Source organism: Parerythrobacter aurantius (genome assembly GCF_045291475.1).
Lineage (GTDB): Bacteria > Pseudomonadota > Alphaproteobacteria > Sphingomonadales > Sphingomonadaceae > Parerythrobacter > Parerythrobacter aurantius.
The window spans coordinates 536,193-549,606 of the sequence record NZ_CP147985.1; the positions used below are offsets into that span (position 1 = coordinate 536,193).

A 13,414-nucleotide genomic window follows, 5' to 3' on the forward strand; every position below is an offset into this window, starting at 1 on the left:
AAAAGAAAGGAGCCGGAGGTTTCCCCCCGGCCCCAATGTTTGCGCTAGCCGCCGTTTCAGAAGTTGAAGCGGGCAGTGACCCCGTAGGTCCGGGGCTCAGCCAGGAACTGCGAGAACAACTGGCGCCCGCCCGGATACACCGGATCGACGAAGGGTGCCGCCGTCGTGCCCGCCTGGAACGGCGTGTTGAAGGCGACCTGCGAATAGTCGGTATCGAAAATGTTCTGCGCCCAGAGTTCGAGCGACCACTTCTCGTCCGGTCCGCGCACACCGACGCGGGCATTGAACAGGGCGTAACCGTCCTGCTCCTTCTGCGGGAAGAGGTCCGAACCGGTGTTGTAGTCGCCGGTCAGACGGCCATCGATATAGACGAGGCCGGTCAGCCCGCTCGAGCCAAGTTCCGGCGTCCAGGTAACGCTGCCGGTGGCGACGATTTCGGGAGCGTTCGACAAATTGTCGCCCGGCAGCTTGCGCAGGGCCGGGTCGAGCGGCGAGCCGTTCGCGTTGCCAACGATGTTGTCACGATACTTAGTGCTGGCATAGGTCAGGCCGGCAGCGACACGGAAGTTGTCGGCCGGGACCATCGCTGCTTCGAGCTCGACGCCCTGGGTCAGGACGCCATAGCCGACCTCGTCGGGGGCGCAGGCGCCGGTTGCGGCGCTGGCATCGGAATCCGCTGCATCGCCGCCCACGAGGCCGCCGGTGCAACCGTTGACGTTCTGCACCAGGAAGACCGTGCCGTTGAAGGTGTTCAGCTGGAAATTGCTGAACTCGGACCGGAAGGCCGAGACGCTGAGGCTGAACGGTCCGGTCGCGTACTTAGCGCCGATTTCGTAGCTGTCGACCAGTTCGGGATCGAACTGCAGGTTGCCGACCAGTGCCTGCGCCCCGCCGGTGGTGGCGGCGAAGGGGAAGATCGGCGACTTCAGTGCCGAACGGTCGAGGTTGAAACCGCCCGCCTTGTAGCCGCGCGCGAAGCTGGCATAGAGCAGGAGGTCGTCGATCGGCTTCCACGACAGGATTGCCGTGCCGGTGAACTCGTCTTCCTTCCGGTCGTCGCTGATCGACACGCCGTTGATCTCGGCGGTGGAGTTGCCCTGGCAGCTCAGGCCGATCAGGGCACCGGCGAGCGCCCGCGCGGTTGCGTTGGTGCTGGCGAGATCATCGAGCACCAGGCCCTGAACACGGGTACAGACGGTGTTGTCGTTGCCGAAGGTGGCCGAGAAGTCCTTCTTGTCGTTGGTGTACCGCAGGCCCAGCGTCAGATCGAGACTGTCGGTAATGTGCAGGATGTTGTGGGTGAACACCGCCCAGTTGGTGCCCTCCTGGAAGTAGTTGTCGATCGTCGAGCCGAGGTTGTTGAGCCCGTCGAGCGCAGTGAAGGCGGCGACGATGTCGGGCCCCGAAGCGCCCGTCGCGCCGGCCAGGGTCGCCGGCCCGACGACCGGCACCACGCAGAGCGGGCTGGTCGGCGAATAAAGCCCGGCCAGGCCGCCGCCCGAAATGATGCGGCAATTGGCGAAACGGCCATACTGGTTGCCGAAACGCAGGTTGTCGCGCACCGTCAGCTTTTCATTGGCGAAGAAACCGCCGACGAGCCAGTCGAGCTTGCCGTCGAACGCTTCGCCCTGCAGGCGCAGTTCCTGGGTGAAGGTGTGGAACTGGCGATAGGCCTCGTCATTGACGCCGCGATAGAGGATGTCGACCGTACCGTAGTCGGTGTCCGACGCCTGGCCCGAACGATACTCGCGATAGGCCGTGATCGAGGTCAGCGTGGCACCGCCGATGTCCCAGTCGATCTGGCCCGAGAAGCCATAATCCTTCGTTTCGCCGGCGAAGCTGCGTCCCGGGGTGACCGACAGCGTGCGGTCGTAGCCCTGGTTGAACGCGGCAATCGGCTGGCCGAGATCGCGCAGCACGTTGATGATGTTGTTGCCGGTCGGCTGCAACGGCGCCAGCGGCACTGACGGATTGTTGAGATTGCCGATGAACGGATTGACCGTGTTGTCGACATAGATCGCGCCGCAGCACTTTTCTTCGCGCGAGGTATAGTCGGCGATGAGGCGCAGCGAGAAGCTGTCGGTCGGCTCGAACAGCACCTGGCCGCGGACGAAATACCGGTCACGATCGTTGACGTCGGTGTTGTTGGCGGGATCGAAGTAGAAACCGTCACGCTTCACCCAGATGCCGTCGACACGGGCGGCAATGGTGTCGCTGATGGGGCCGGTGACGCTGCCGCCAAGCCGCCAATAGTCGTAGTTGCCGTAGGTGATTTCGCCGGTGGCGCCGAAGCTGAACTGCGGCTTCTTGGAAAAGATGCTGATAAGGCCGGCCGACGAGTTGCGACCGCCCAGGGTGCCCTGCGGACCGCGCTGGACTTCGACCCGCTCGATCTCGCCCAGTTCGTTGAGGCCGATGCCCGACCGCGAGCGGTAGACGCCGTCGATGAAGACCGGGACCGAACTTTCGAGACCGGGGTTGTCGCCCACGGTGCCGATCCCGCGGATACGCGCCGAACCGTTGGCTTCCGAGCCGGTCGACGACACGAGCAGCGAAGGTGCCACCTGGTTGAGCTGGCGGATATCGTTGGCGCCGCTGTTCTGGAGGGTTTCCGCATTCACGGCGGAGATGGCGACGGGCACGTCGGCAAGCGCCTGGGCGCGGCCCTGCGCGGTCACGACGATGACGTTTTCGCCTTCCCCTTCGGTTCCGGCCTGTGCGTCTTCCGCGTCCTGCGCGAAGGCGGCGGACGAGGAGAAGGCCATGGCACCGGCGAGGGCACCGAGCGCGATCGAACGACGGAATGTGCTTTTCATGCGTGCTCCATAAAGCAGTGTTCAAGACACGGCCGGGAGCCTCCCCTGCAAACGCGAGCTGCCCCGCATTCGTATGCATCCCTTACCGTGGCAGCCGTTGCTTCTGGGCAACCGACATGTCCTGGATGCAAAGGCCTCTCCCTGCCTCGGGCGGGTTAATGTGCGACGGGAATCGCGGACGCAAGCAGGAATGTTGCGAAAATTCGACAATTATCGACAAGTGTGGCTTTCGCGCCTGCCGGTGACTACCCGAATGCTGTGCCCGCTTGTGCTTTGGCACGCAAGCTGGGGCACACCGGCAGACCGTGCTTCTCGAGCCCCGCCACCACCGTGTCTAGCCCGATCGTGCTGGCCCAGAACATGGGTCCGCCGGTCCAGAGCGGCCAGCCATAGCCGTTGATCCACACCACATCGATGTCGCTGGCGCGCTGGGCCATGCCTTCCTCGAGGATCATCGCCCCTTCGTTGACCATGGGGTAGAGCAGGCGTTCGCGGATCTCGTCCTTCGAGATTTCGCGCTGCGAGTGCCCTTCCTTGGCAGCGAAATCGGCGATCAGCGCCCTGACCTCGTCCGAAGGGGTGCGGTTGCGGGCCTCGTCATAGTCGTAGAAGCCCTTGCCGTTCTTCTGGCCGAAGCGGCCCGCAGCGCACAGCGCTTCGCGCAGCGTCGTGACCCTGGACGGATCGCGGTGCCAGCCGATGTCGATGCCCGCAAGGTCGGCCATCTGGAACGGGCCCATCGGGAAGCCGAATTCGAGCAGCACGTCGTCGACGTCCCAGTAGTTCGCACCCTCCAGTATAAGCGCATTGGCCTGCTGCTGGCGGGGCGAGAGCATGCGGTTGCCGATGAAGCCGTGGCACACGCCCGCGACCACCGCGACCTTGCCGATGGTCTTGGCGAGTTTCATCGAGGTCAGCAGCACATCGTCGCGGGTTTCCTTGCCGCGCACGATTTCCAGCAGCTTCATGACATTGGCGGGCGAGAAGAAGTGCAGCCCCAGTACGTAGCCCGGGCGCCCCGTCGCCTGCGCGATCTCGTCGACATCGAGATAGCTGGTGTTGGAAGCGAGGATCGCGCCCTGCTTCACCACCTCGTCGAGCTTGCCGAAGACCTCCTTCTTGACGTCCATGCTCTCGTAGACGGCTTCGATCACCAGGTCGCAATCGGCAAGGTCGGCGTATTCGAGCGTGGGCGTCAGCAGGCCCATCGCCGCATCGACCGCTTCCATCGTCAAGCGCCCACGCTGCGCGGTGCGCTCGTAATTCTTGCGCATCACCCCGGTGCCGCGGTCGAGCGCCTCCTGCTGCATTTCGAGGATCGTCACCGGGATCCCCGCGGACAAGAAGTTCATGGCGATCCCGCCGCCCATGGTTCCGGCGCCGATCACGCCGACCTTCCGGATCGGGATCAGCGGTGCGTTCTGGTCGACATTGTCGATCTTGTTGGCGGCGCGCTCGGCGAAGAAATAGTGCCGCATGGCAGCGCTCTGGGTGCCGGACATCAGCCCCACGAAGAGCTCGCGCTCCTTCTTCACGCCTTCGGCATAGGGCAATTCGGTCGAGGCCTTGACCGCCTGGATCGCGACATTGGGCGCATCGAACCCGCGCAGGCTCCTCGCATTCTTGGCACGGAACTGGTCGAACAGGTCGGGATTGCGGATGCCGTCCTCGTTGGCGGTGCCTTCGCTCGAACGTTTGACCGGCTGGCCGATCTTGCTGCGGGCAAAGGCGATCGCGTCGGCCTCCAGGCTGTCCTCGCCGAAGATGGCGTCGACCAGCCCGATCGCCTGCGCCTTCTTGGCCGAAATCGGATCGCCGCCGACCACCATCGGCAGGGCATTCTCGACCCCGACGACGCGCGGCAGGCGCTGGGTTCCGGCGGCTCCGGGAATGAGGCCGAGCTTGACCTCGGGCAGGCCCAGCTTCGCACTCGGCACCGCGACACGGTAGTGGCACGCCAGCGCGACTTCGCAGCCGCCACCCAGCGCGGTGCCGTGGATCGCGGCTACCACCGGCTTGTCGCTCGCCTCGAGCTTGTCGAGCGCCTCGGGCAGGCTCGGGCCGACCGGCGCCTTGCCGAATTCGGTGATGTCGGCGCCGGCAAAGAAAGTCCGCCCGTCGCAGCGGATCACCACCGCCTTGACGCTGTCGTCGCCCAGCGCTTCCTCCACGCCCGCGGCAAGACCGGCACGCACCGCCTGCCCCAGCGCGTTGACCGGCGGGTTGTCGGAAATGATCACCAGCACATCGTCATGGCGTTCGGTGCGGATGGGTGACGACATCTTCTCTCTCCTCGGCAGGTCGATTCAGGCGCGGCTGTCGGTCAGCGCGCTGTAGATCATGGTCTTCAACTGGCGGCGGATCGGATAGCTGCTCGACGGGTAGACCTGCGTCATGAACACCATCGTCACGCCTTCCAGCGGATCGACGAAGAAGGCCGTCGAATAGGCCCCGCCCCAGTAATACTCGCCGGGGCTCGACGGCATCAGCGTCTTGGCCGGATCGATCACTATGGCAAAGCCGAGGCCGAAACCGACCCCTGCGTTATTGCTTTCCGAAAACAGACTGCTCGACATCTCGGTCAGGTCGGCATTGTTCGGCATGTGGTTGGTGCGCATCATCCGAAGCGTCTTGGGACTGACGATCCGCGCCCCGTCGAGCTCGCCGCCATTGACCAGCATGTGGGTGAAGCGGTGATAGTCCGCGATGGTGCCGCACAGGCCGCCGCCGCCGCTGTCGAACCGGCCCGGCTCGGCCAGCTTGCTGCCCGGGCCGGCCTCGATCATCCTGGCCGCATGGCCCGGCACATATTGATAGGCATCGACCAGACGCATGTCGTCCGAGACGCCGAAAGCGGTGTCGACCATGCCGAGCGGCGCGAAGATGTGCTGCCGGAAATACTCGCCCAGCCGCATGCCGCTCAGCCGCTCCACGCAGATGCCCAGCACATCGGTCGAGACCGAATAGTTCCAGCCCTGTCCGGGCGCGAATTCCAGCGGCAGCTCGCTGAGGATGCGGATATACTCGTCGCTGTCCATGCGGCCGCGGGCGAAGTCGAGATTGTGCTCGCGGTAGACCGCATCGATATTGCTGCGGTTCTGCAGGCCGTAGGTCAGGCCCGACATATGGGTAATCAGGTCGATGAAGCGCATCGGCGGCGCAGGCGTGCCCGGCGCAAAGGGGATCGAACCGCCACCCCCGGCATATATGCGCAGCTTCGCGAATTCGGGCAGGACCTTGGTTACCGGTTCCTCCAGCGCGACCTTGCACTGTTCGACCAGCTGCATGAACGCGATCGAGGTCACCGGCTTGGTCATGCTGGCGATGCGGAAAATCGCATCGTCGCGGAGCGCTTCGCGTCCTTCGCCCATCATGCCGCGCGCGTCGTAATAGACCGGCTGTCCGTCGCGGGCGACCACAAGCTGGGTCATCGGCAGCTTGCCTGGAGCGACGTAGGCCGTTTCGAGAAAATCGCCGATGCGGGCCAGACGGGCCTCGTCGAAGCCCACCGAGGCCGGTTCGGCGCACACGAAAGGTGCGGTCATGTTCTCTCCCGATTCATCAGCGCTTGAGCGCTTGTCGAACCTCACCTAGCATCGGTTGCGAATAAAAACATACCCGATTGGGGAGAGACATTTTGAGAGATACGATCGGGCTGCCCTGGAGCAAACCCGAAGGTTGGCCGGCCATGAGCCTGGCGCAAGTCGAAGCCATGCTGTGCGCCCCCGGCGCGCGGTTCGAGATGGAAACCGTCGATATCCGCGGCGTTCCCACACGGGTCTGGAAGCATGCGCCCGCATCGCTTCGCGCCCTGGCCGATCACGCCCGCAGCCATGGCGACCGGCTGATCACGATCTACCAAGACGAGCGGGTCACTTACGAAGCGTGGTACCGCGCCGTGGCCAAGCTGGCGACCAACCTGCGCTCGCGCGGGGTACGCCCGGGCGACCGGGTGGCGCTCGCCATGCGCAACCTGCCCGAATGGCCGGTGGCCTTCTTCGCCGCGACCGCGATCGGCGCGATCTGCGTCCCGCTCAATGCGTGGTGGACGGGGGAGGAGCTGGCGTTCGGTCTCGCCAACTCCGGCGCGAGCGTGCTGATCTGCGACGACGAACGCTGGGACCGGATCGCGCCGCACCTGGCCGAGTGCCCCGATCTTGAACATATCATGGTCGGCCGGGCGCGATCGCTGGAGGCGCCGGCCGAACCGCTGGAGGCGGTCATCGGGACGCCCCACGACTGGCCTGCCCTGCCCGACCATCCGATCCCCGATGTCGCCATCGCGCCCGACGATCCCGCCACCATCTTCTACACCAGCGGCACCACCGGCCAGCCCAAGGGCGCGCTGGGGAGCCACCGGAACCTCACCACCAATATCTTTTCCAGCGCCTATGCCGCCGCGCGCAGCGTGCTGCGACGGGGCGAGCCGATCCCCCCGCCTGCGCCCAAGGTCGGGCTGACGGTGATCCCGCTGTTCCATGTCACGGCCTGTTCGGCCGGGATGATGGGGCAGCTGTTTGCCGGACACACGCTGATCTACATGCGCAAGTGGGATACGGTGAAGGCCTTCGAGATCATCGAGCGCGAGAGGGTCAACCTCACCGGCGGCGTGCCGACCATCGCCTGGCAGATGATCGAGCACCCCGATCGCGAGAAATACGACCTCTCCAGCATCGAGAGCATCGCCTATGGCGGCGCGCCCTCCGCGCCCGAACTGGTGCGCAAGATCTACGAGGTGTTCGGCGCCATGCCGGGCAACGGCTGGGGCATGACCGAGACCATGGCGACGGTCACCAGCCATTCGGGCGAGGACTATCTCAACCGCCCCGACAGCGCCGGGCCCCCGGTGCCGGTAGCCGATCTCAAGGTCACCGACGAGTTCGGCAAAACCCTGCCGGTGGGCCAGGTCGGCGAGCTATGGGCGCGTGGGCCGATGATCGTGATGGGCTACTGGAACCGGCCCGAGGCGACCGCAGACACTTTCGTGGGCGGCTGGGTCCGCACCGGCGACCTGGCGCGGCTCGACGAAGAAGGTTTCTGCACTATCGTCGACCGGGCGAAGGACATGATCATCCGCGGCGGCGAGAACATCTATTCGTCCGAAGTCGAGAACGTCCTCTACGACCACCCCGCCGTGACCGACGCGGCGCTCATCGGCATCCCCCATCGCACCTTGGGCGAGGAGCCGGCGGCGGTGGTCCACCTCGCCCCCGGGATGCAGGCAAGCGAGGCGGAATTGCAGGGCTGGGTCGGCGAAAGGCTAGCGCGGTTCAAGGTGCCGGTGCGGATCGTCTTCACCGAAGGCACGCTCCCCCGCAACGCCAACGGCAAGATCCTCAAAAAGGATCTTGGCTCGCTGTTCTAGCCATTCGTTCTGGGCTCCGTAACGCGCCAGAATACGATGCCCAGCGCCAACGCCAGCGAGACGAAGCTGGCAGCGATCAGCGGGACATAGCCCGACGCCGCGATTGCCAGCCCGACAAGGATCGGCCCGACCGAACTGACCGCGCCCTCGACCGTGGTGGTAAGGGCAATCCGCATCGGCACGTCCTCATGCGCGCCGAATTCCAGCACCAGCGTCAGCGCCGCCATCATCCAGCCGGAAAAGCCCAGCCCCAGCAGGGCAAACGCCCCGTGGAGCAAGATGCCGCTCTCGCCCAGAACCAACAGCACCATGCCGCCGAGGCTGCACAACAGCGCACCGAGATAGACCAGCCGGAACCCGAAACGGTCGCCGAGTTGGCCCCACAGCAGGTTGCTCAATGTCTCGGCGGCGAGGAAGGCGAGGCTGAGCGAGCCGATCAGCGCCCCGCTCAGCCCTAGCCGGTCGCCCACATAAATAGTCCAGAACGGCAGTCCCACCCGCGCGATGGAGGAGAACCCGTGCGCTAGCAGGAAGGCCCGAAAGGCCCGGTGCTGGAGCAGTTCGCCGAATTGGCCGAAGCGCTGGCGCAGCGGCATCGGCGCGCGAAGGGTCGGCGCTTCCGGCTCGTTTAGACCCCATTGCAGCGCGACCAGCCCTATCGAGGTCAGCAGGAATGCGAACAGGAAGGTCGTGGCATAGCCATTGCCGAGCCAGTCCTCTTCGATGAAATAATGCCCCGCGACCCACGCCAGCCCGGCCGCGATTCCGCCGCCGAGCATATTGCGCACGCCCTGCAAACGGCCGCGCTTCGCCAGCGGGATGACCTTGGCCATCAGCATCTGGAACGCGACGCGCTGCGCCCCGCTGAAGAAGCCGAGCAGCAGGAAAGCGGCCAGCGTCGCATAGAGCAGCGCCCGGCCTTCGAGAAACCAGCCGATCAGGGCCAGCGCCAGCACCATCACCCGCATCATCGAACCCACGCCGACCGCATAGGGCATGATGCGCGCCCGGCTTTCAACCCGCGCGCCTGACAGGATCGGCGACAGCGTCCCGCCCAGTTGCAGCAACGCCGTGCCCAGCCCGACCGCGGCTGCGCTACCGGTCAGTAGGTAGAGATAGGCCGGAATAATGGTGGGGGCATAGATCAGGCGAAAACCGGTCATGCCGAACACGCCGTGCACCAGCGTGGCGGCGTAGTTCCGCTTCAGGTTTTCATCGACAAAAGCGTGGTGGCGCGCCCAGATTTCCTCTTCCGGGCGCGCCTCCAGCGTATCTTCGGCTAGCGGGCCGCCGCTCAATAGCCCGCGAGCTTGGCGTGTCGGTCCTTGAGGAAGCCGGTGTTGCCCCAGCTCGTCTCCAGCACGCGGGCACGCTTGAGGTAGAAGCCGACGTCATACTCGTCGGTCATGCCGATCCCGCCATGGAGCTGGATGCCCTGACGGCTCATCACGTGGAGCACCTCGTTGGCGCGGCTCTTGGCGAGGCAAGCGGCCTCGGGCACCTTGAAGCCCATGTCGAGCGCCTGGAAGCCGCCCTCGACCGCGCTGCGCATCAGTTCGAGATCGGCATAGAGATCCGCCATCCGGTGCTGGAGCGACTGGAAGCTCGCCAGCACCTGGTTGAACTGCACGCGCTGCTTCAGGTAGTCGAGCGTGGTGTCGAACACCGCCTGCGCCATGCCGAGCATTTCGGCGCTGGTCAGGATACGGGCCCGGTCGAGGATCTTGTCGGCGAGGTCATCGCCGCCATCGGCCAGCTTTTCCGCCGCTGCGCCGTCGAAGGTGACTTCGGCATGGTCGCGCCGGTCGGTCAGCTCGCGAGCCGAAAGCGACACGCCGTCACCCTTTTCGACCAGGTACACCCCGTCAGCGGCAGAGACCACGAACAGGTCGGCCGTATCGGCTTCGTGCACGAAGGCCTTGGTACCGCTGAGCTTGCCGCCCGAAACCGTCGCTGCCGCAGCCGAACCTGTGTGACGCGAGCCTTCATCGAAGGCGAGCGTGCCGACCAGTTCGCCGCTGGCGAGGCGCGGCAGGAACTTTTCCTTCTGGGCCTGCGAGCCGCCGAGCACGATCGCCGCCGAAGCCAGCGAAGTCGCCACCAGCGGGCTGGCGGTCAGCGTCTTGCCCAGTTCCTCGACCACCAGGCCAAGGCTGGTCCAGCCGAAATCGGTGCCGCCGAATTCTTCCGGCACGACAATCCCGGTCCAGCCCATCTGACCCATGCTGGACCATGCGCCGGTATCGACCTTCTGGCCCGCATCGCGGGTCTTGCGCCAGTTGCCGACCGGGCTTTCGTTGGTCGCCCATTCCTGCGCCATATCGCGCAGCATGGTCTGTTCTTCGTTGAGAATGGCCATTGTTCCGCGCTCCCCTTACTGGTGGTCCAGCATGCCAAGGATCCGCTTGGCGATGATGTTGTTCTGGATCTCGGTCGATCCGCCGTAGATGGTGAAAGCCTTGCCGAAGAGCCAGCCGCGGACATGCTCGAGCTCCATCGAGGAGAAGCCCTCGCCTTCCCAGCCGAGGCCGCGGAAGCCCATGATCTCGATCAGCAGTTCGGCCCGTTCCTGGCTCAGCTTGGTGCCGACCTTCTTGAGGATCGAGCTGATCTCCGAGACACCGCCCTTGGCCTTCGATTCCTCGGTCGCACGGCGCGCCGTGAGGAGGAAGCTCGACCAGGCCAGTTCGAATTCGGCGATCTTGCCGCGCAGTTCCTGATCGGCCAGTTCGCCTTTCTCGTCGGTGCCGATGTATTCCTTGGCGATCAGCGAGAGCGGCTTGGCATTGATGCCCATGGCATTGCCGGCGCCCGAGATATTGGTGCGTTCGTGCTGCAGCAGGCGCTTGCCGATGGTCCAGCCCTGCCCTTCCTCGCCCACGAGGTTACCCTTGGGCACCTTCACATCGGTAAAGAAGGTTTCGCAGAACGGGCTGAGGCCGCTGATCATGGTGATCGGCTTCACTTCGACGCCCGGGCTGTCCATATCGATCAGCAGGAAGCTTATGCCCCGGTGCTTGTCGCTGCGGTCGGTGCGGACGAGGCAGAAGCACTTATCGGCCCACTGCCCGCCGCTGGTCCAGGTCTTCTGGCCGTTGACGAGGTAGTGGTCGCCCTTGTCCTCGGCGGTGGTCTGCAGGCTTGCAAGGTCGGACCCTGCGTTGGGTTCGGAATAGCCCTGGCACCAGCGCACTTCGCCGCGGCAGATCGGCGGGATATGCTCCAGCTTCTGTTCGTGGCTGGCGTATTCGAGCATGGTGGGGCCGAACATCATCACGCCCATGCCGCCGATCGGGTTCCACGCCCCGACCTTCGCCATCTCTTCGTTCAGCACCTTCGCCTCGGCCTTGGAGAGGCCGCCACCGCCGTATTCCTTGGGCCAGGTCGGCGTGCCCCAACCACGGCTGCCCATGGCTTCGCGCCAGGCTTTTTCTTCCGGCGTCTCCTCGCCCGGCCCTTCGACCGAGCGCATCGCGTTGCTCTTGCCCTTCAGCGAGGGTGGGAAGTTTTCGGCGAGGAAGGCCTGCACCTCGGCGCGGAATTCCGCGAGGTCGTCGTCAGGTCGCACTTCGGCTGCGGTTGCCATGGTTCTCTCCTGCTTATGAGTCTTGTTTTGCTACCTATGCCCCAAACGGAGCCCCCGCAACAGGGCCCCATGTCCATGCCGCTTGCCGTAGCGTCGCAGGTCAGGGCGCGGCCAGGCCTTCCGGCGAATCGCGCAGTTCCTGTTCGCGTTCCTGCGCGGCCCGCGCGGCGAGGATTTCGAGATTGGCGCGGTGCCGTGCCTCCGTGATGGGGTAGAACAGCAGCAACAGCGAACCGACCAGCCAGCACCCGATCATGATGGGGACGTACCATGCAATCAGCCGGTCGCTGACCGCCTTGCCGACACCCAGCGGATCGGCCTGCGCCGGAAAACTCGCAGCCTCCAGCACGAATCCGGCCAGCAGGATGCCGATACCGACGGCCGCCTGCGTTGTGAGGCTGTTGACGCTGAAAAACACGCCGGCGTTGTGCCGCCCGCTCTTCACGGCGTGGTCCTCGATCGTATCGGCGATCATGCCCGACGAGTTCATCAGCGAGGTCGCGATCATGGCGTGATAGATCGATCCGATCACGAACAGGCTGGGCAGCAACAACGGGTCGCCGGGGGCCAGGAACAGGCCGAAATAGGTCAGCACCAGTGGCACCATGCCGATGCAGATGCCGCCGAGACCCATCGCCATGGCCGCGTTTCGCTTGCCCATCTTGCGTGCCAGCCAGGGGGCCAGCGGCAAGGCCAGCGTGGCGGCGACGAGATTCTCAACCGTGAGGATCGCCAGCTCGACGGATGTAAGGCGGAAGACGAAGGTGTTGAAATAGATGTTCGTCGCCACGTACAGGCCGATCGCCGCCTGCTTCGCCAGCGAATAGCCGAAAATGGCGAGGAACGGACGATGCGTGAAGGCGTCGGCCATTTCGCGCAAATGATCGACGAGGCCGAGCTTGTCGCTGCGTTCGCGCACCTGGCGCAGGAAGCGAATGCGACCCATCGTGCCAAAAGCGCTGACCAGAACGGCTGCGGCGATCAGCACGCCGCCGGTAATCGCGAAACCGGTGTAGCCTGCGGGGTTGAGCTGTCCCTTGGGATAGTCGGGGGTTGCCACGAAAAAGAAGGCGAGACTGAACGCGCCGAAGCCGAAAGCGCCGATATAGCCGAACCAGTAGCGGATACCGAACAGGCGCGTACGCTCCGCATAGTCGTCGGTCAGCTCTGCCCCCAGCGCGCTCGAGGGGATTTCGAACAGGCTCATGCAGGCGCGCGTGAGCGAGGCGAGGCAGAAGATCCACACGCCCATCATCGTGTCGGACAGGCCGGCGGGCGGGAACCAGGTCAGGGCAAAGAACAGTCCGGCAGGCAGGGCGGCGGCGAACAGGAAGGGGTGACGCCGACCGAGCCGGCTTCTCGTCCGGTCGCTCCACCGGCCGATCAGCGGATCTGCCACCGCATCAACGAGCAGGGTCAGGAAGATTGCCTGCGACACGATACTGGCCGGCACGCCCAGCACCTGGTTGAAATAGAGCAGCAGGTAGGTGCTGAAAGCGGTCGTCTTGATGCCGCTCGCCATCAGACCGCTGCCGTATAGCCAGCGCGTACTGCGCGCGAGCGGCGGCATCTCCAGCGGCTGGGTGTTCAATCCTGGGCCCTTGTTCTTTCGACCGGACCGACAGCCTAGTCGCTGGCAATCCGGAC

At 65.0% G+C, this 13,414-nt stretch carries 8 protein-coding genes; 1 reads left to right on the forward strand and 7 read right to left on the reverse strand.

Features of this window, described 5'->3' with window-relative positions; all coding sequences use genetic code 11:
• Positions 1-56: 56 nt before the first annotated feature.
• From WAB17_RS02695 to WAB17_RS02705, 3 genes are all read right to left on the reverse strand, one after another.
• The gene (locus WAB17_RS02695) at positions 57-2,816 is read right to left on the reverse strand and encodes a TonB-dependent receptor (protein WP_435418501.1); all 2,760 of its coding nucleotides are present in this window, start codon (positions 2,814-2,816) and stop codon (positions 57-59) included.
• Positions 2,817-3,061: 245 nt separating this feature from the next.
• Complete coding sequence (locus WAB17_RS02700; RefSeq protein WP_435418502.1) at positions 3,062-5,098, reverse strand: 3-hydroxyacyl-CoA dehydrogenase NAD-binding domain-containing protein; 2,037 nt, start codon at positions 5,096-5,098, stop codon at positions 3,062-3,064.
• A 24-nt stretch (positions 5,099-5,122) separates the two neighbouring features.
• On the reverse strand, positions 5,123-6,361 hold the full coding sequence (locus WAB17_RS02705; protein ID WP_435418503.1) for a serine hydrolase domain-containing protein: 1,239 nt from the start codon (positions 6,359-6,361) through the stop codon (positions 5,123-5,125).
• Positions 6,362-6,504: 143 nt separating this feature from the next.
• Between WAB17_RS02705 and WAB17_RS02710 the strand changes: the two genes are divergently transcribed.
• On the forward strand, positions 6,505-8,181 hold the full coding sequence (locus tag WAB17_RS02710; protein ID WP_435418504.1) for a class I adenylate-forming enzyme family protein: 1,677 nt from the start codon (positions 6,505-6,507) through the stop codon (positions 8,179-8,181).
• Here WAB17_RS02710 and WAB17_RS02715 read toward each other — a convergent pair.
• The 4 genes from WAB17_RS02715 to WAB17_RS02730 form a co-directional block, all read right to left on the reverse strand.
• Positions 8,178-9,479 carry an MFS transporter gene (locus WAB17_RS02715; RefSeq protein ID WP_435418505.1) on the reverse strand — a complete coding sequence of 434 codons (1,302 nt, stop codon included), beginning with the start codon at positions 9,477-9,479 and terminating at the stop codon, positions 8,178-8,180. The two genes, WAB17_RS02710 and WAB17_RS02715, sit on opposite strands and share 4 nt — an antisense overlap.
• The gene (locus WAB17_RS02720; RefSeq protein WP_435418506.1) at positions 9,476-10,540 is read right to left on the reverse strand and encodes an acyl-CoA dehydrogenase family protein; all 1,065 of its coding nucleotides are present in this window, start codon (positions 10,538-10,540) and stop codon (positions 9,476-9,478) included. The genes WAB17_RS02715 and WAB17_RS02720 overlap by 4 nt, the downstream gene beginning before the upstream one ends.
• 15 nt (positions 10,541-10,555) lie before the next feature.
• Positions 10,556-11,767 (reverse strand): acyl-CoA dehydrogenase family protein, encoded by a 1,212-nt coding sequence (locus WAB17_RS02725; protein WP_435418507.1) that lies wholly within the window; start codon positions 11,765-11,767, stop codon positions 10,556-10,558.
• Between the two features lie 100 nt (positions 11,768-11,867).
• On the reverse strand, positions 11,868-13,358 hold the full coding sequence (locus WAB17_RS02730; protein WP_435418508.1) for an MFS transporter: 1,491 nt from the start codon (positions 13,356-13,358) through the stop codon (positions 11,868-11,870).
• Positions 13,359-13,414: the final 56 nt, after the last annotated feature.

Bases quoted from the DNA above. Each gene is read 5' to 3' on its own strand.
- WAB17_RS02700 (WP_435418502.1), bottom strand. From the start codon at position 5,098: ATGTCGTCACCCATCCGCACCGAACGCCATGACGATGTGCTGGTGATC.
- WAB17_RS02705 (WP_435418503.1), bottom strand. From the start codon at position 6,361: ATGACCGCACCTTTCGTGTGCGCCGAACCGGCCTCGGTGGGCTTCGAC.
- WAB17_RS02725 (WP_435418507.1), bottom strand. From the start codon at position 11,767: ATGGCAACCGCAGCCGAAGTGCGACCTGACGACGACCTCGCGGAATTC.
- WAB17_RS02720 (WP_435418506.1), bottom strand. From the start codon at position 10,540: ATGGCCATTCTCAACGAAGAACAGACCATGCTGCGCGATATGGCGCAG.
- WAB17_RS02710 (WP_435418504.1), top strand. From the start codon at position 6,505: ATGAGCCTGGCGCAAGTCGAAGCCATGCTGTGCGCCCCCGGCGCGCGG.
- WAB17_RS02695 (WP_435418501.1), bottom strand. From the start codon at position 2,816: ATGAAAAGCACATTCCGTCGTTCGATCGCGCTCGGTGCCCTCGCCGGT.